Raw genomic sequence first — 17546 nt, forward strand, 5'->3', positions numbered from 1 at the left:
TCACCGCTCTCCGGACGGCCGTCGTGTGACGTACCGCCGCATCGTCCGTGTCATTGCCCCGCTGCGGGAGTTCCGCCCCCGCACGGCCAAGGCCGCTCTCGCCGCGGGCTCGTTCCTGGCGAAGGAGATGAGCAGCCCGACCGCGAACATGGTCGGCAGCAGGGCCGACCCCCCGTAGGAGAACAGCGGGAGCGGGACTCCGGCGATCGGCAGCAGGCCGAGCACCGCACCGATGTTGATCACGGCCTGGGCCGTGATCCAGGTGGTCACGCCACCCGCTGCGAACCTGACGAAGGGGTCTTCCGTACGACCGGCCACGCGGATACCCGCGTAGCCTAGTGCCGCGAAGAGGGCGAGTACCGACAGCGTCCCCGCCAGACCCAGTTCCTCCCCGGTCACGGCGAAGATGAAGTCGGTGTGCGGCTCAGGAAGTTCACCCCATTTTTCCACACTCGCCCCGAGTCCGGAACCGAACCAGCCGCCGGAGGCGAGGGCGTAGATCCCGTGCACGGCCTGCCAGCACTGGTCGCCGGTGCCGGGGTCGGTGGCGGCGATGCAGTGCAGCCGTCCCATCCGGTTGGGGCTGGTGGCGATGGCGAGCAGGGCGAGCGAAGCGGCGCCGGCCAGCACGCCGCCGAACAGCCGGGTGGGGGCGCCGGCCAGCCAGAGCATGCCGAAGAGGATGGCGGTCAGGATCATGGTGGTGCCCATGTCGCCGCCGAGCATGATGAGTCCGAGCAGCAGCACGGTGCCCGGCACCAGCGGCACCAGCAGGTGCTTCCACTGGACCAGCAGGTTCTTCTCGTTCTTGCGGGCCAGCAGGTCGGCGCCCCACAGCACCAGCGCCAGCTTGCCGAACTCGCTGGGCTGGAGCTGGAACGGGCCGCCGATCGAGATCCAGTTGGTGTTGCCGTTGACCGTCTCCCCTATCCCTGGCACCTGCACCAGGCACATCAGGAAGACCGCGCCGAGCAGTAGCGGGTAGGCCAGCGCCCGGTGCAGGCGTACCGGCATCCGCGCGGCCGCGTAGAGCAGCACCGAGCCGATGCCGACCGCGAGGAGCTGCTTGCGGAAGTAGAACGTGGACGGCAGGCCGAAGCGCAGCGCCTGGATCATCGAGGCCGAGTAGACCATCACCAGGCCGAGCACGGTGATCAGCAGGCTGCCGCCGAGGATGATGTAGTAGGCGGTCAGCGGCCGGTCCCAGGCCGCCCGCAGCCGTCCGGGGAGCCGGGCCGCGCCGCGCAGCGCGCTGCCCCGCGGTGCGGAGCCGCCCCAGCGCGGCGGCGCGGGCGCCCGCCGCGGTCCGGGCTGCCGGCCGCCCGAGGCGCCCACCGCACTGCCGCTGACGCCGCCGCGCGCCACCGGTGAGCGGCGGGCCGCGCCGACGACGGCCCGCCGCAGCGAGGGCGCGCCACGGCCGTCGTCACCGCGCGCCGGGTCGGCGGGTGCGCCCGCCCGCCCGCGCGAGGGCCTGTCGGCGCCACCGGCCGCGGAGCGGTCCGCACCCGCCCGCCCGCGTGCTGACGCGTCGCCGCCGCGAGCGGCGGAGCGGTCTGCCGTCATGCGTCCCCTCCATCGGTGCGCCGCGCCGACGCCCCGCGGAACGCGGGGACCCGCGGCTACGGCCTGGGCGGGCCGTCCGCCGACGGACGGGCGGTCAGGTCCCGTACGGCGTCGGCGAACGCGTCACCGCGCTCGTTGTAGTTGGTGAACATGTCCATCGACGCGCAGGCCGGGGCCAGCAGGACCGTGTCACCGGGCCGGGCCAGGTCGCGCGCGGCGGACACGGCCGCGGCCATCGCCCCAGTGTCGGTCCGGTCCAGCTCGACGACCGGCACCTGCGGGGCGTGTCGCGCCAGTGCTTCGGCGATCAGCGCGCGGTCGGCGCCGATCAGCACGGCGCCGCGCAGCCGCCCGGCGGACCGGGTGACGAGTTCGTCGAAGGTCGCGCCCTTGGCCAGGCCGCCCGCGATCCAGACGATCGGGTCGTACGCGGCCAGCGACGCCTCGGTGGCATGGGTGTTGGTGGCCTTGGAGTCGTCGACGTAGGTGATGCCGTCGACGACCGCGACCTCGGCGATGCGGTGCGCGTCGGGCCGGAAGGCGCGCAGGCCCTCGCGGACCGCGGCGGGCGGGACGCCGTAGGCGCGGGCGAGGGCGGCGGCCGCCAGCGCGTTGGCGATGTTGTGCGGCGCGGGCGGGTTGACGTCGCCCGCCTCGGCCAGCTCCTGGGCGTTGTTGCGGCGGTCCTCGACGAAGGCGCGGTCGACCAGGATGCCGTCGACGACGCCGAACTCGGACGGCCGGGGGGCGTTGAGGGTGAAGCCGATCGCCCGGCAGCCCTCCTCGACGTCGGCCTCGCGTACCAGCCGCTCGGTCTCGGGGTCCGCGGTGTTGTAGACGCAGGCGACCTGGTTGCCGTGGTAGATACGGCCCTTGTCGGCGGCGTACGCGGCCATCGAGCCGTGCCAGTCGAGGTGGTCGGGCGCCAGGTTGAGCACGGCGGCGGAGTGCGGGCGCACGCTGGGCGCCCAGTGCAGCTGGTAGCTGGAGAGTTCGACGGCGAGGACGTCGTAGGGGCCGTCCTGGTGCTCGCCGAGGACCGCGTCCAGCAGGGAGACGCCGATGTTGCCGACGGCGGCGGTGCGCAGTCCCGCCGCGGCGAGGATGGCGGCGAGCATGCGGGTGGTGGTGGTCTTGCCGTTGGTGCCGGTGACCGCGAGCCAGGGGGCGACGGGCTGTCCGGGGCGGCTGCCGCGCAGCCGCCAGGCGAGTTCGACGTCGCCCCAGATCTCCACGCCCGCCGCGGCGGCGGCCGCGAACAGCGGGCTGCCGGGCTTCCAGCCGGGGGTGGTGACGACGAGTTCGGTTCCGGCCGGGAGGGTGTCCCCGTCGCCGAGGCGCACCGTGACGCCGAGCGCCTCCAGTTCGGCCGCCTCCGCGCGCTGCCGGTCCCCCGCGGTGCCGTTGACGACGGTGACGTGCGCGCCGAAGGAGTGCAGCACCTTCGCGGCGGGCACCCCGGAGATCCCGAGCCCGGCGACGGTGACCGCGAGCCCCTTGAGCCGCTCCGCGGTGGCGGCGCCCTCGGCCCCCGCGGCGCCCTCCGTGCTCCCCGTGCTCCCCGTGCCCTCGGTGCTCACGAGGCCGCCACCCAGGCCGCGTAGAACAGGCCGAGGCCGACGGCCATGCACATGCCCTGGATGATCCAGAACCTGACCACGACCAGGACCTCGCTCCACCCCTTGAGTTCGAAGTGGTGCTGCAGTGGCGCCATCCGGAAGACCCGCTTGCCGGTGAGCCGGAAGGAGCCGACCTGGATGATCACGGACATCGTGATGAGGACGAAGAGGCCGCCGAGGATGGCGAGCAGCATCTCGGTGCGGGAGCAGATCGCCAGGCCCGCGAGCGCCCCGCCCAGCGCCAGGGAGCCGGTGTCGCCCATGAAGATCTTGGCGGGTGAGGTGTTCCACCACAGGAAGCCGAAGCAGGCGCCCATCAGGGCCGCGGCGACCACCGCCAGGTCCAGTGGGTTGCGTACCTCGTAACACGCCCCGTTGGCGCTGACCGGGGCGCCGCACCACTGGCCGTACTGCCACACGCCGATGACGGTGTAGGCGGCGAAGACCATCACCGAGGCGCCGGTGGCCAGGCCGTCGAGGCCGTCGGTGAGGTTCACGCCGTTGGACATCGCCAGGATCATGAACAGCGCCCAGACCACGAAGATCACCGGGCCGATCGACCAGCCGAAGTCGGTGGTGAACGACAGCTTGGTGGAGGCCGGGGTCTGGCCGCGGGAGTCGCGGAAGTTCAGCGCGAGCACCGCGAAGGCGATGCCGACGGTGAGCTGCCCGCCCATCTTCGCCTTGGCCCGCAGGCCCAGGCTGCGCTGCTTGACGATCTTGATGTAGTCGTCGAGGAAGCCCACCAGGCCGAGGCCGGCGGTCAGGAACAGCACCAGCAGTCCGGACGCCGTCGGCTTGTCGCCGGTGATCAGCTTCGTGGCCCCGTAGGCGATCAGCGTGGCCAGGATGAACGCGATACCGCCCATGGTGGGGGTGCCGCGCTTGCTGTGGTGGGCCTGCGGGCCGTCGTCCCGGATCATCTGGCCGTAGCCCTTGCGGGCCAGCAGGCGGATCAGCAGCGGGGTGCCGACCAGTGACAGGAAGAGTCCGAGTACGCCGGAGACGAGAACCTGCTTCATCGGGCGGCACCCTCACGGGCCGTGCCGCCGAAGCCGTCGGGGGCTTCCAGCAGCGCCAGGGCGACGGACTCCAGGCCGACCGACCTCGATGCCTTCACCAGTACGACGTCCCCCGGGCGCACTTCGCTGCGCAACAGGTCGATCGCCGCCTTCGCGTCGGACACGTGCACCGACTCCTCACCCCACGAACCCTCGTTATAGGCGCCCATTTGCAGCCAGGCGGCTTCGGTACCGCCCACGGCCACGAGCTTGCTGACGTTGAGCCGGACGGCCAGCCGCCCCACCGCGTCGTGCTCGACGAGTGACTCCCCGCCGAGTTCGGCCATCTTTCCGAGCACCGCCCACGTACGACCCCCGCGTGCCTGTGAGGACCTGCCCATTGCGACGAGTGCGCGCAGGGCTGCCCTCATGGATTCGGGGTTCGCGTTGTAGGCGTCGTTGACGACCGTCACGCCGTCGGGCCGCTCGGTGACCTCCATACGCCACTGCGAGAGCGTGCCGGCCCCGGAGAGCGCGGTGGCGATCTCCTCGGCGGGCATGCCCAGTTCACTGGCTACGGCGGCCGCGGCGAGCGCGTTCGACACGTGGTGCTCACCGTACAGGCGCAAGGTCACGTCAGCGCACCCGGAGGGTGTTCGCAGCGTGAAGAGCGGCTGACCCCGATCGTTCAACCGGGCGTCCAGCGCCCGGACCGTGGCGTTCTCGCTCTCGCCGAAGAGCACCACGCGGGCCCGGGTGCGCGAGGCCATCGCGAGCACCAGCGGGTCGTCGGCGTTGAGTACGGCGATGCCGCCGTCGTCGGCGGAGGGCAGCGCCTCGACGAGTTCGCCCTTGGCCTGCGCGATCTGCTCGCGGCCGCCGAACTCGCCGATGTGGGCGCTGCCGACGTTGAGCACGACGCCGATACGCGGCGGGGTCAGTCCGGTGAGGTAGCGGATGTGGCCGATGCCGCGGGCGCCCATCTCCAGCACCAGGTGGCGGGTGGACTCGTCGGCGCGCAGCGCGGTGAGCGGCAGCCCGATCTCGTTGTTGAGCGAGCCGGGCGTCCACACCGTCGGCGCCGCCTTCTGCAGCAGCTGGGCGACGAGGTCCTTGGTGCTGGTCTTTCCCGCCGAGCCGGTCAGCGCCACGACGGTCGCGCCGAGCCGCTCGATGACGTACTTGGCGAGCGCGCCGAGCGCGGTCTGCACGTCGTCGACGACGATGGCGGGCACACCGACCGGGCGGGTGCCGAGCACCGCGACGGCGCCCGCCGCGACGACCTGCTCCGCGAAGTCGTGGCCGTCGGCGCGCTCTCCGGCGAACGCCGCGAAGAGCGCTCCCGGTACGGCCTGACGGGAGTCGATGACCACCGGCCCGGTGACACACAGCTCCGTGTCCGGTATGTCATGCATGCTCCCGCCGACCGCGGTGGCGACCTCGGCGAGGGTAAGGGGGATCACGGTGTCTTCCGGTCCTTCTCGATCGCGGCGCGCAGCACCTCGCGGTCGTCGAAGGGGCGAACCACTCCGGCGATGTCCTGGCCCTGCTCATGGCCCTTGCCCGCGACCAGCACGATGTCGCCCGGGGCCGCGGCGGCCACGGCGGCGGCGATCGCGGCGGCCCGGTCGGGCTCGACGACGACGTGCCCGCGCAGTTCCGCGGGCACCTCGGCGGCCCCGGCCAGCATCGCGCCGAGGATCGCCAGCGGGTCCTCGGAGCGCGGGTTGTCCGAGGTCAGTACGGCGGTGTCGGCCAGCCGGGCGAGGGCGGCGCCCATCGGCCCGCGCTTGGTCGTGTCGCGGTCGCCGCCGCAGCCGAGCACCGCGTGGATCCGGCCCTCGGTGGTGGTGCGCAGCGCGCGCAGCACCGACTCGACGGCGTCGGTCTTGTGGGCGTAGTCGACGACGGCCAGATAGGGCTGGCCCGCGTCGACCCGCTCCAGCCGTCCCGGCACGCCCGGGACGGCGGCGATGCCCTCGGCGGCGCTCTGCGGGTCCAGCCCGGCGGCGGCCAGCGCGGTGATCGCGGCCAGGGTGTTGGCGACGTTGAAGGGGCCGGGCAGCGGCGCGGTGGCGTCCACCCGCTCGCCCTTGGGGCCGACCACGGTGAAGGTGCTGCCCATCAGCCCGGCGGTGACGTCCTCGGCCCGCCAGTCGGCGTCCAGCCGCCCGGACGCGGAGAAGGTGACCAGCGGCACGGTGGCCTCCTCGACCAGCCTGCGGCCGTAGGGGTCGTCGAGGTTGACCACGCCCAGCAGGCTGCGTCGCGGGGTGAAGAGCTGGGCCTTGGCCTGGAAGTAGTCCTCCATGCCGGAGTGGAACTCCATGTGCTCCGGGCTGAGGTTGTTGAAGACGGCGACGTCGAAGACCGCGCCGTCCACCCGGCCGAGCACCAGGGCGTGGCTGGAGACCTCCATGACGACCGCGTCGACGCCGCGCTCGCGCATCACCGCGAAGAGCGCCTGGAGGTCGGTGGCCTCCGGTGTGGTGCGCTCGCTCTTCATCCGCTGGTCGCCGACGCGGGTCTCGACGGTGCCGATGAGCCCGGTGCCGGGCCCCTTCGCGGCCCGCAGCCCGCCCTCGACGAGATAGGCGGTGGTGGTCTTGCCCGAGGTCCCGGTGATGCCGATCCGCAGCAGGCCCTCGCCCGGCCGGTCGTAGACCGCGGCGGCCAGCTCGCCCATCCGGGCCCGCGGGTCGGTCACGGTCAGTACCGGCAGTCCGGTGGCGGCCGCGCGGTCGGTGCCCGCGGGGTCGGTCAGTACGGCGACGGCTCCGGCCTCGGCGGCCTGGGCGGCGAAGTCCGCGCCGTGGAAGCGGGCGCCTGGCAGCGCGGCGTACAGGTCGCCGGGGCGGACCGCGCGCGAGTCGTGGGTGATCCCGGTGACCACGGCGGGGCCGTCGGCCACGGGCGTACCGAGCCGCCCCGCGACGTCGGCGAGCTCGCGCAGGGTCTTGGGGCGGACGCGCGTCGGGCGCGGCGCGCCCGGCTGGGTGAGGGTGGGCTGATCAGCGTTGGGCACGGCGGTGAGGTTACCCGGCTGGCCGGGGTCCGGGTCAAAAGTCATGATCACCGCGCGGTGTCCGTGCCGGGCTTCACCGTCGTCGCCGGCGGCGAGGGATCGGCCGGGTCGAAGGTGATCGGGAGGTGCGGCGCGGGCACGCCGGACGGCGGCACACGCAGCGTCTTGAGGGCGAACTCCATGACCTGCTTGAAGACCGGACCGCAGATGGAACCGCCGTAGTAGCTGCCCTTCGTCGGGTTCTGGATGACGCAGGAGACCGTGACGCGCGGGTCGTCGGCCGGGGCGAAGCCCAGGAAGGACGAGGTGTAGCCCTTGTACTTGCCGGTCTGCGGGTCCACCCGGTTGGCCGTACCGGTCTTGCCCGCGACCCGGTAGCCGTCGATCCGGGCGTGGATGCCGGTGCCCTGCTCGTCGCCGACCACCGACTCCAGCATGGTGGCGAGCGTCTTTGCGGTCCGCGTGCTGACCACCCGGGTCCGCTTGGGGGCGGCGGCGGGCACGAAGCGCCCGTCGGGGCCGGTGGTGCCGCGGATCAGCGACGGCTCGACGCGTACGCCGCCGTTGGCGATCGTGGAGTAGACCGAGGTGGCCTGCAGGGCGTTGAGCGACAGGCCCTGGCCGAACGGGATGGTGAACTGCTGGGAGGCGTTCCACTTCTGCGGCGGGGCCAGGATGCCGGGCGTCTCGCCGGGGAAGCCGATGCCGGTGAGGTCGCCGATGCCGAACTTCTTCAGGTACGAGTAGAGCACCTGGTTGGCCTGCGGCTGCGTCTTGCCGAGCTGCTGGCTGGCCAGGATGGTGCCGATGTTGCTGGACTTGGCGAGCACGCCGTTGAGCGTGAGGTACCAGGTGCCGTGGTCGACGTCGTCGTGGAATATCCGGTCCGCGCGCGGCAGGGTGCCGGGCACGGTGACCTGGGTGGTGGGGGTGGCGGTGCCGGTGTCGAGGATCGCGGCCATCGACATCAGCTTGCTGACGCTGCCGGGCTCGTACGCGTCCTGCACCGCGGCGTTGCCGAGGGCCCGCGGGTCGGCGTGGGCGAGGTCGCCGGGGTCGAAGCCGGGGGCGTCGGCCATCGCCAGCACCTCGCCGGTCCTGGAGTCCTGGACGATCACATAGCCGCGGTCCGCCCGGGACGTCTGGACCTGGGCGGTGATGGCGCTCTGCGCGGCCCACTGGATGTCCCGGTCGAGGGTCAGCTCGATGTCGGAGCCCGGCACCGCGGGGTGGTCCTGGACGCCCGCGGTGGGCACCTGGCGGCCGTTGGACTGGGCGTAGCGGATCTTGCCGTTGGTCCCGGACAGCTCCTTGTTGAGCATGGACTCCAGACCGCCGCCGCCGGCGCCCTGGGCGTTGACGAAGCCGAGGACGCCCGCGGCCAGGTCGCCGCCGGGGTAGACGCGCTTGGTGTGGGTCTCGCTGAACACCCCCGCCAGCACGTCGCCGCCCTTGGCCGCCTTCGCCGCGAAGGCGTTCTTCAGGTCCTTGATCTGGTTCCAGACCTGCGGGGACTGCTGGCGGGCCAGCACCTGGTAGCGCGAGTTGGGGGTGGCGAGCTGCCGGGCGATCTTCGTCGCGTCGCCGCCGACGATCGGCGCGAGCAGCTCGGCGGCCTGCGCGGGCGCGTCCCTGACCTTGGTCTGCTCCGGCGTGAACAGATACGGGTCCGCGGTGATGTCGTACGCGTCCACGGTGGCCGCCAGGTCGACGCCCGAGCGGTCGGTGATGGTGCCGCGGCCGGCGGTGACGTCATGGGTCACCCAGCGGTTCACGGCGGCCTTGGCGGCGTAGGTGGAGGCGTCCACGGCCTGCACCTGCAGCAGCCTGACCACGAACGCGGCCATCACCAGGGTGAGCGCCACACCGACCATCCGCAGCCGGGGTCGGGGCTGCGCCAGCCGCACCAGCCGCGGCCTGCGCAGCGCCGCGGGCGGCGGCACGGGGCGCCGTGGCCGGGGCGCGGGGCGGGGCACGGTGCCGTCGGGGCGCGGGCGCTGCCCGGCGCGGGGGGCGCCGCGGCGGGGCGCCCCGGGGCGCGGCACCCGGCCGCGCTGCGGTCGTCCCGGCTCGCTCACCGGCGTGCCCTCCGCGCGGGGCGGGGGGCGGCCGTGGTGGCTGGCTGAGGCTTCACGAAGTCACCTGCCGGGAGGAGGGGTGGTGGCGCCCTGGGAGGCGGGCGGGCCGCCCGGGGTGCCGGTCGCGGGCGGTCGGCCGGTCGGCGTGGCCGACGCGGGGGGCTGGGTCTGCGGCTTCCCGACCGGCGGCGGCGCGGGCTGTTCGGTGGCCGGGTCGGCGGTGCCGCGTACCGTGCCGTCGGGGTTGAGGAAGGCCGGGTTGCCGCCGGGCACCATGCCCAGCTCCCGTGCCCGCTTCTCCAGCGAGCCGGGGGCCGCGTACTCGTCGACGGACTGCTGCAGCGCCTGCTCCTCGTCGGTGTAGCTGTTGGTCTCCTTCTGGAGCTTGGTCAGCTCGAAGGAGTCCTGGTTCACCGCGCCGTTGAGCAGCAGCAGCGAGATCAGGCCACCCGCGAGAAGTGTCACGACGAGAAGGACGAACGGCATACGGGCGGCGGTTGCGGACCGGGAGCGGCCGGGGGCGCGGGCCGGGCGGGACGGGCGTGCGGGCCGGGGGGCCGGGCGCCGGCCGGGACCGGAGGGGCGCCCGCCGCGCCACGGCCGGTCCTGGCTCACAGGGCTTCCTCGCGGATCCGCTCCGCCCCGCGCAGCCGCGCCGGGGCGGCCCGCCGGTTCTCGGCGATCTCCTCGTCGGTGGGCAGTTCCGCGCCGCGGGTGAGCAGCCGCAGCCGTGGCTGGTACTGCTCGGGCACCACCGGCAGGCCGGGCGGCGCGGTGGTGGCGGCGCCGGCCGCGAAGACCTGCTTGACCAGCCGGTCCTCCAGCGAGTGGTACGACAGCACGGCGATCCGGCCGCCGACGGCCAGCGCGGCGACGGCCGCCGGGATCGCCCGCTCCAGCACCGACAGCTCGCCGTTGACCTCGATCCGCAGGGCCTGGAAGGTGCGCTTGGCCGGGTTGCCGCCGGTGCGTTTGGCCGCCTGCGGAAGCGCCTGGCGGATCAGCTCCACCAGGCGCGCGCTGTTGGTGAAGGGTTCGCGCTCCCGCTCCCGTACCACCGCGTCGACGATCTTGCGGGCGAACTTCTCCTCGCCGTACGCGCGCAGGATGCGCACCAGGTCGCCCGGCGGGTAGGTGTTGAGCACCTCGGCCGCGCTGATCCCGGTCGTCTGGTCCATCCGCATGTCCAGCGGCGCGTCCTGGGCGTACGCGAAGCCGCGGCCGGCCTCGTCGAGCTGCATGGAGGACACGCCCAGGTCGAAGAGCACGCCCTGCACCCGGGGGACGCCGAGCCTGTCCAGCACCTCGGGGATCTCGTCGTAGACGGCGTGCACCAGGGTGGCGCGGTCGCCGAACGGCGCCAGGCGCGCGGCGGAGAGCTTGAGCGCCTCGGGGTCGCGGTCGACGGCGATCAGCCGGACGGACGGGAAGGTGCCGAGCAGTGCCTCGCTGTGCCCGCCGAGGCCGAGGGTGGCGTCCACCACGACCGCCCCCGGTTCGGCGAGGGCGGGGGCCAGCAGGTCCAGGCAGCGCCGGAGCATCACGGGGACGTGGCGCGGCTCGGCGGGCTGCGGGTTCGGGGTGGTGCTCATGTGGCCCTTCTCGGCGGGGACTGGGGACGTAGAACCGGGTCCCCGCCCGCTCTGGAAGAAACGTTCCCCTGGCACCGGGGAAGTGGTGCCAGCAGAGCGGGTGAGCGGGAGGAGGCCGGGCGTTACGTCCGCGCGGTGGTACGGAGTGGAGCGTTGCGCGGGGGGACGGGCCGCGCTCACAGTAATCCGGGCGGAACCTCCTGTGACAGGGCCGAAAAGGTGTCTTCCTGGACCGCGAGATAGCCCTCCCAGGCCGTCGCGGACCAGATCTCCACCCGGGTGTTGGCGCCGATCACCGCGCAGTCGCGGACCAGTCCCGCGTACTCCCGCAGCGGCTGCGGGACGGTGACCCGGCCCTGCTTGTCGGGCACCTCGTCATGGGCGCCGGCGAACAGCACGCGCAGGTAGTCACGGGTCGCCTTCGAGGTCAGCGGGGCACTGGAGAGGCGTTCCGTGGCCGCTCTGAATCCCTCGGCGGGCCAGACGCACAGACAGCGCTCCTGGCCTCTGGTGATGACCAGGCCGTCGGCGAGCTGTTCGCGGAACCGGGCGGGCAGCACCAGCCGGTTCTTGTCGTCGAGGCGCGGGGTGTACGTCCCGAGGAACATGCACACCTCCCAGAGCCACCACTTCGCGCCACTTTACTCCACCGGTCCCCACGGTCAACGCAGACCGGGCGCGGGCGCGTCACCCCCGGCCGACACCCCCGGGAGCCGCGTGTGGGGTAGCTCACACCCCGCACGTTTAGCTGCTTTTTCGACTTTTGGTCAGATCTCGACACGGGTACAAAACGGCTTCCGCCCCGTACCGTCGGAGACATGTCGATATCCGTCAGTGGTCACCCAGGGTCGCCCGAGTCCGCGGGGCAGACCGCCGCCACGTCCGTCACCGACCGCCTGGTGGAGGCCAACCGGGCGTACGCGGACGCGTTCCACGACCCCGGCATGGACGCCAGGCCCGTCCTCGGCGTCGCCGTCGTGGCCTGCATGGACGCCCGCATCGACCTGCACAGGGCGCTGGGCCTGGCCCTGGGCGACTGCCACACCATCCGGAACGCGGGCGGAGTGGTCACCGACGACACGATCCGGTCCCTGAGCATCAGCCAGCGCGCACTGGGTACCCGGTCGGTTGTGCTCATTCACCACACCAACTGCGGCTTGCAGAGCATCACCGAGGACTTCCGCAACGAACTGGAGCGGGAGGTCGGCCAGCGGCCCACCTGGGCCGTGGAGGCTTTCACCGATATCGACCAGGATGTCCGTCAGTCGATGGCGCGGGTGCGCACCTCGCCGTTCCTGACCCACACCGATGATGTGCGCGGATTCGTCTTCGACGTGCACACTGGTCTACTCCGGGAAATCACGAACAAGTAACGGCAGGCGAGTGACGTGGGGTGCCCCGTAAGGGAACAATGCATCGTGCGGCACCGTACTGTCCTCGCTCGGAGCGAGCGCGAGCACGCGTGGCGCGCATTCGGGGAGGGCCGGTCCAGGGATGACCGAGTCCCGCGGAACATGGCCTAGGAGCACCGGGTGACGACCTTTGACGCACGAGCAAGCCTCAGCGATCTGACCACGACCGCGGACCGGATCCGCCGCAGTGTGGAGAACGTGATCGAGGGCAAGCCCGAGGTCGTACGTATCGCGCTGACCGTCCTGCTCGCCGAGGGACATCTGCTGATCGAGGATGTCCCCGGCGTGGGCAAGACGATGCTCTCCAAGGCGCTGGCGCGCTCGATCGACTGCTCGGTACGGCGTATCCAGTTCACGCCCGACCTGCTGCCGTCGGACATCACCGGCGTCAGCGTCTTCGACCAGCAGCGGCGGGACTTCGAGTTCAAGCCGGGCGCGATCTTCGCGCAGATCGTGGTCGGCGACGAGATCAACCGGGCGTCGCCCAAGACCCAGTCCGCGCTGCTGGAGTCGATGGAGGAGCGCCAGGTCACCGTCGACGGCACCAGCTACGAACTGCCCAGCCCGTTCATGGTCATCGCCACCCAGAACCCGGTGGAGATGGAGGGCACCTACCCGCTGCCCGAGGCGCAGCGCGACCGCTTCACCGCCCGGGTCTCCATCGGCTACCCCAGCCCCGACGCCGAGTTGAAGATGCTCGACGTGCACGGCGGTGTCTCGCCGCTGGACGACCTGCAGCCGGTGGCGCACGCGCACGAGATCGTGAAGCTGGTCGAGGCGGTCCGGATGGTGCATGTCTCCGACCCGGTACGGCGGTACGCGGTGTCGCTGGTCGGCGCCACCCGCACCCACCCCGACCTGCGGCTCGGCGCCTCGCCGCGGGCCACCCTGCACCTGGTGCGGGCTGCCAGGGCGTCGGCCGCGCTCGACGGGCGGGACTACGTGCTCCCCGACGACGTGCAGTCGCTCGCCTCGGCCGTGCTGGCCCACCGCCTGCTGCCCACCGCGCAGGCCCAGTTGAACCGGCGCACCCCCGAGCAGGTGGTGGCCGAGATCGTGGCCCGCGTGCCGGTGCCCAGTCCCTCCGCCGCCACCGGCGGCGGGGTTCCCGGTTCCGGACGGGCCCAGATGCCCGCCGGCCACCCGCAGGGCATGCCGGGCGCACGGGGGCTGTGATGACCGCGCCCGTACCGCCGCCCCCCGGTCCGCCGCCACCGGCCGGGCCGCCCGGTGCGGCCGGTGGCGGGCCGTCGGGACCGCAGCACGACAGCTCCGGCTTCCGTGCCGCGCTCGGCGGACTGACCACCCGCGGCCGGTCGTTCGTGGCCGCCGGGATCGCCGCCGCCGTCTGCGCCTACGTCCTCGGCCAGTCCGAGCTACTGCGGGTCGGCCTGCTGCTGGCGGTGCTGCCGCTGGTGTGCGTCGCCGTGCTCTACCGCACCCGCTACCGGGTCGCGGGCAGCAGGCGGCTGTCGCCGTCCCGGGTGCCCGCGATGTCGGAGTCCCGGGTCCATCTGCGGGTCGACAACGTCTCGCGGATCCCCACCGGGATGCTGATGCTCCAGGACCGGGTGCCGTACGTCCTCGGCCCGCGCCCGCGGTTCGTGCTGGACCGGGTGGAGCCCGGCGGCCACCGCGAGGTCTCCTACCGGGTCCGCTCCGACCTGCGCGGCCGCTATCCGCTCGGGCCGCTGCAGCTGCGGCTGACCGACCCCTTCGGCATGTGCGAGCTGACCCGTTCGTTCAGCGCCTTCGACACCCTCACGGTGGTGCCGCGCGTCGAGCCGCTGCCGCCGGTCCGGCTGGCGGGCGAAGCCAACGGCTACGGCGAGAGCCGCACCCGCGCGCTGGCGTTCGCCGGTGAGGACGACGTCATCCCGCGCGGCTACCGGCACGGCGACGACCTGCGCCGGGTGCACTGGCGCTCCACCGCCAAGTACGGCGAGCTGATGGTGCGCCGCGAGGAGCAGCCGCACCGGGCGCGCTGCACCGTACTGCTGGACACCCGGCGCTCCGCCTACTACGGCGCCGGCCCCGACTCGGCCTTCGAGTGGGCGGTCTCCGGCGCCGCGTCGATCGCCACCCACATGCTCGAACGCGGCTTCGCCGTACGGCTGCTGACCGACACCGGCAGCAGCGTGCCGGGCCACGAGGGCGCGGGCGGTTTCGCCGGTGACTCCTCCGACATGGCCGGGGTGCTGCTCGACACCCTCGCGGTGGTCGACCACTCCGACGACGACGGCCTGTCCGCCGCCTACGAGGTGCTGCGCTCCGGCAGCGAGGGCCTGCTGGTGGCGTTCCTGGGCGACCTCGACGAGGAGCAGGCGGCGAACGTCGGCCGGATGCGGCAGCGGGCGGGCGGCGCGGTGGCCTTCGTGCTGGCCAGCGACGACTGGATGGCCCGCGAGCCCGCCGGGCGCTTCGACGTCACCGCCGAGCGCACCGCGCCGGACACCGCGGGCGACGGCGCCGCCTCCCCCGCCGACGACGGCACTCCGCGCGCGGTGCGGATGCTCCGCGAGGCGGGCTGGACGGTCGTGCCGGTCCGGGCCGGGGACGCGCTGCCGGAACTGTGGCGGCAGGCCGACCGTTACCGGACTCGCGAGGAACAGCAAGAGGCGGGGGCGACTTCATGAGCGGACGTGCGCGGCTGACGGTCTGCGCGGCGGCGGCCTCGGTGATGGCGGCCTGTTCGCTGCTGCCGCTGGCCACGCCCGCGGGCTGGCTCTTCCAGGCGCTGCTGCTGGTCTGCCTGCAGTCCGGCGTGGGCGCGGCGGCCCGGCGGGTGCCGCTGGCCCGGCCGCTGACGATCATCGCGCAGGCGGTGGTGTCGCTGCTGGTGCTCACCGTGATCTTCGCGCCGCACCAGGCGATCGGCGGCATCATCCCCGGCCCGAGCGCCCTGGTGCACCTCAGCGACCTGGTGCGGGACGGTCTCACCGACGTCAGCCAGTTCGCCATCCCCGCGCCCGTCACCCCGGGTATCCGGATGCTGCTGGTCGGCGGGGTGCTGGTGGTCGCGCTCGCGGTCGACGCGCTGGCCGTGACGTACAACAGCGCGGCGCCCGCCGGGCTCCCGCTGCTCGCGCTGTACTCGGTCGCCGCGGGGCTGTCGGGCGGCGGCGCGAAGTGGCTGTACTTCCTGATCGCCGCCTCCGGCTATCTCCTCCTGCTGCTCGCCGAGGGCCGCGACCGGCTCTCCCGCTGGGGCCGGGTCTTCGGCGGCAGCCCGACACCGGGCGGCTGGTCGGGCGGCCCCGCGTCGGCCTCCAGCGGTACGGCGCTGGCGCCGGTGCGCACCGGCCGCAGGATCGGGGCGATGGCACTGGGCATCGCGCTGGTCACGCCCGCCGTGCTGCCGTCGCTGGGCACCGGGCTGCTGGACACCGCGGGCGACGGCACGGGCACCGGCCGCGGCGGCGGCACGATCTCCGCGGTGAACCCGGTGGTCGCCCTCCAGGACAACCTCAACCAGCCGGACAACCGGCAGGTCCTCACCTACCGGACCGACTCCACCGACCTGTCGGGCCTGTATCTGCGGATCGTGGCCCTCGACCAGTTCGACGGCACCCAGTGGCAGCCGTCCAAGCGCAGGATCGAGGACATCCCGGCGGTGCTGCCGCGGCCCGCGGGCATGGCGCCGGACGTGAAGTTCACCCAGGTCAACACCACGATCAAGGTGGACAGCGGCTATGCACAGGGCTGGCTGCCGATGCCGTTCCCCGCTCTGAAGGTGGCCGCGGACGGGCACTGGCGGTTCGAGCCGGAGGGCCGGACGATCATCGGTGACCGCGGGCAGAACACCTCGGGCATCACCTACACGGTGGCCAGCATGCAGGTGCAGCCGACGGCCGCCCAGCTCGCCGCCGCGCCCCCGGCCAGCGGCCGGATCGCCACGGAGTACACCAAGTACCCCGACAACATGCCGAAGATCGTCTCCCAGACCGCGCAGCAGGTCACCAAGGGCGCGGCGAACGACTACGAGAAGGCGCTGGCACTCCAGCGGTACTTCACCTCGGGCGAGTTCGTCTACGACACGCAGGCGCAGTCGGGCACCGGGGTCGACGCCATAGCGCGCTTCCTGCAGACGAAGAAGGGCTTCTGCGTCCACTTCGCCTTCACCATGGCGGCGATGGCCCGCACCCTGCACATCCCGGCGCGGGTCGCGGTCGGCTTCACCCCCGGCTCGCAGGAGTCCGGCGGCACCATGTCGGTGGGCCTGAAGGACGCGCACGCCTGGCCGGAGCTGTACTTCGAGGGGATCGGCTGGACCCGCTTCGAGCCGACGCCGTACCGCGGCTCCCCGCCCTCGTACACCCAGTCCACCTCCCCCACCGGCAACGACAACTCGCACGACCCGGCGCGGCACGGCGTGGGCGACACCCCGAGCGCGACCCCGTCGGCGACGTCGAAGTGCGGCGCGGACAACCGGGCGCAGGCCGACTGCGGCGCGGTGACGACCGTCTCCGGCGGCGGTTCGGGCGGCGGCGGCATCGGCGCCGGACGGCTGGCCGGGATCGCGCTGCTGGCCGCGCTGGTGCTGGCCGTCCCGGTGCTGCCGATGCTGTGGCGGACCCGGCTGCGGGCCCGGCGGCTCGGCGGCGGGCGCGGCAAGGCGGAGGGCCTGGCGCTCTCGGCCTGGCGCGAGGTGCTCGACACCGGCTGGGACTACGGGATCGCGCCTGACGAGTCGGAGACCCCGCGCAAGGCGATGGCCCGGCTGATCCACGACGGGGGCCTCACGGGCCAGGCGGCGGCCGCCGCGGGCACGCTGGCGGCCGCGGTGGAGCAGGTGCTCTACGCGCCGCGGCCGCAGCCGGTCGCCGGGCTGGCGGCCGAGGTCCACCGGGTCAAGGACGGCCTGCACGCCGCCGCGAGCCGGGGCACCCGGCTGCGGGCCCTGCTGCTGCCGCGTTCGTCCGCGCGGCTGGCCTGGCAGCTCTCCGAGCGCTGGTCGGCCACCACCCAGCGCTGGTCGGCGCGCACGGCCCGCCTGACAGCCCCGCTGCTGCGCCGCCGCGCCTCCTCCCAGGGGTAGGCGGGGGCGGCCGGAGGGCGGCGCGGCGGCGGGCCGGGCGGTCGGTCGGGCCGGTCGGGGGGCCGGTCGCGGAGGTGACCGGTCGGCGCGTGGGCCGGGGTCTCGCGGTCGGCTGGACGGGCATGGCGAAGGGGCGCGGGCTCCCCGGACGGGTACACGCGCCGCCGCGTGGTGGGCCGGCCGACAAAAAGGGCCCGCTCGTCGGGGGGGGGGAA

At 73.5% G+C, this 17546-nt stretch carries 12 protein-coding genes and 1 pseudogene; 4 read left to right on the forward strand and 9 right to left on the reverse strand.

The genetic code is table 11. From position 1 onward, the window contains the following. The 9 genes and pseudogenes from ftsW to mraZ form a co-directional block, all read right to left on the reverse strand. On the reverse strand, positions 1-1566 hold the full coding sequence (gene ftsW / locus AB0M29_RS21170; protein WP_365384650.1) for a putative lipid II flippase FtsW: 1566 nt from the start codon (positions 1564-1566) through the stop codon (positions 1-3). A gap of 56 nt (positions 1567-1622) precedes the next feature. After that, positions 1623-3146: a UDP-N-acetylmuramoyl-L-alanine--D-glutamate ligase gene (murD, locus tag AB0M29_RS21175; RefSeq protein ID WP_365384651.1), complete on the reverse strand. Its 1524-nt coding sequence runs from the start codon at positions 3144-3146 to the stop codon at positions 1623-1625. Then, on the reverse strand, positions 3143-4207 hold the full coding sequence (mraY, locus tag AB0M29_RS21180; protein ID WP_365384653.1) for a phospho-N-acetylmuramoyl-pentapeptide-transferase: 1065 nt from the start codon (positions 4205-4207) through the stop codon (positions 3143-3145). Before mraY ends, murD begins: the two co-directional genes overlap by 4 nt. Next, positions 4204-5649, reverse strand: coding sequence for a UDP-N-acetylmuramoyl-tripeptide--D-alanyl-D-alanine ligase (gene murF, locus AB0M29_RS21185; RefSeq protein WP_365384655.1), 1446 nt, complete (start codon positions 5647-5649; stop codon positions 4204-4206). The genes mraY and murF overlap by 4 nt, the downstream gene beginning before the upstream one ends. Further along, positions 5646-7256, reverse strand: coding sequence for a UDP-N-acetylmuramoyl-L-alanyl-D-glutamate--2,6-diaminopimelate ligase (locus AB0M29_RS21190; RefSeq protein ID WP_365384657.1), 1611 nt, complete (start codon positions 7254-7256; stop codon positions 5646-5648). The genes murF and AB0M29_RS21190 overlap by 4 nt, the downstream gene beginning before the upstream one ends. A gap of 2 nt (positions 7257-7258) precedes the next feature. Then, the gene (locus AB0M29_RS21195; RefSeq protein WP_365384680.1) at positions 7259-9187 is read right to left on the reverse strand and encodes a penicillin-binding protein 2; all 1929 of its coding nucleotides are present in this window, start codon (positions 9185-9187) and stop codon (positions 7259-7261) included. A gap of 162 nt (positions 9188-9349) precedes the next feature. After that, positions 9350-9790: pseudogene (locus tag AB0M29_RS21200) on the reverse strand (hypothetical protein); the annotation flags it as partial. A 110-nt stretch (positions 9791-9900) separates the two neighbouring features. After that, the gene (gene rsmH / locus AB0M29_RS21205) at positions 9901-10881 is read right to left on the reverse strand and encodes a 16S rRNA (cytosine(1402)-N(4))-methyltransferase RsmH (protein WP_365384659.1); all 981 of its coding nucleotides are present in this window, start codon (positions 10879-10881) and stop codon (positions 9901-9903) included. 176 nt (positions 10882-11057) lie between these two features. Continuing rightward, positions 11058-11489, reverse strand: coding sequence for a division/cell wall cluster transcriptional repressor MraZ (gene mraZ, locus AB0M29_RS21210; RefSeq protein ID WP_365384661.1), 432 nt, complete (start codon positions 11487-11489; stop codon positions 11058-11060). Positions 11490-11699: 210 nt separating this feature from the next. On the opposite strand from mraZ, the gene AB0M29_RS21215 reads away from it, so the two are divergent. The 4 genes from AB0M29_RS21215 (at position 11700) to AB0M29_RS21230 (ending at position 17331) form a co-directional block, all read left to right on the forward strand. Continuing rightward, on the forward strand, positions 11700-12254 hold the full coding sequence (locus AB0M29_RS21215; RefSeq protein ID WP_365384663.1) for a carbonic anhydrase: 555 nt from the start codon (positions 11700-11702) through the stop codon (positions 12252-12254). A gap of 159 nt (positions 12255-12413) precedes the next feature. Further along, a complete protein-coding gene (locus AB0M29_RS21220) occupies positions 12414-13469 on the forward strand; it encodes a MoxR family ATPase (protein ID WP_365384665.1) in 1056 nt (351 codons plus the stop codon). After that, entirely contained in the window at positions 13469-14929 is a 1461-nt protein-coding gene (locus tag AB0M29_RS21225; protein ID WP_365384666.1) for a DUF58 domain-containing protein, read from the forward strand. Before AB0M29_RS21220 ends, AB0M29_RS21225 begins: the two co-directional genes overlap by 1 nt. Next, positions 14926-17331: a DUF3488 and transglutaminase-like domain-containing protein gene (locus AB0M29_RS21230; protein ID WP_365384667.1), complete on the forward strand. Its 2406-nt coding sequence runs from the start codon at positions 14926-14928 to the stop codon at positions 17329-17331. Before AB0M29_RS21225 ends, AB0M29_RS21230 begins: the two co-directional genes overlap by 4 nt. The last annotated feature ends 215 nt before the right edge of the window (positions 17332-17546 follow it).

It is taken from the genome of Streptomyces sp. NPDC051976 (assembly GCF_040680795.1).
GTDB lineage: Bacteria > Actinomycetota > Actinomycetes > Streptomycetales > Streptomycetaceae > Actinacidiphila.

Excerpts from the sequence above, each read along its gene's own strand:
- mraZ (WP_365384661.1), bottom strand. The coding sequence starts at position 11,489 with ATGTTCCTCGGGACGTACACCCCGCGCCTCGACGACAAGAACCGGCTG.
- AB0M29_RS21225 (WP_365384666.1), top strand. The coding sequence starts at position 13,469 with ATGACCGCGCCCGTACCGCCGCCCCCCGGTCCGCCGCCACCGGCCGGG.
- mraY (WP_365384653.1), bottom strand. The coding sequence starts at position 4,207 with ATGAAGCAGGTTCTCGTCTCCGGCGTACTCGGACTCTTCCTGTCACTG.
- ftsW (WP_365384650.1), bottom strand. The coding sequence starts at position 1,566 with ATGACGGCAGACCGCTCCGCCGCTCGCGGCGGCGACGCGTCAGCACGC.
- AB0M29_RS21190 (WP_365384657.1), bottom strand. The coding sequence starts at position 7,256 with ATGACTTTTGACCCGGACCCCGGCCAGCCGGGTAACCTCACCGCCGTG.
- rsmH (WP_365384659.1), bottom strand. The coding sequence starts at position 10,881 with ATGAGCACCACCCCGAACCCGCAGCCCGCCGAGCCGCGCCACGTCCCC.
- AB0M29_RS21230 (WP_365384667.1), top strand. The coding sequence starts at position 14,926 with ATGAGCGGACGTGCGCGGCTGACGGTCTGCGCGGCGGCGGCCTCGGTG.
- AB0M29_RS21215 (WP_365384663.1), top strand. The coding sequence starts at position 11,700 with ATGTCGATATCCGTCAGTGGTCACCCAGGGTCGCCCGAGTCCGCGGGG.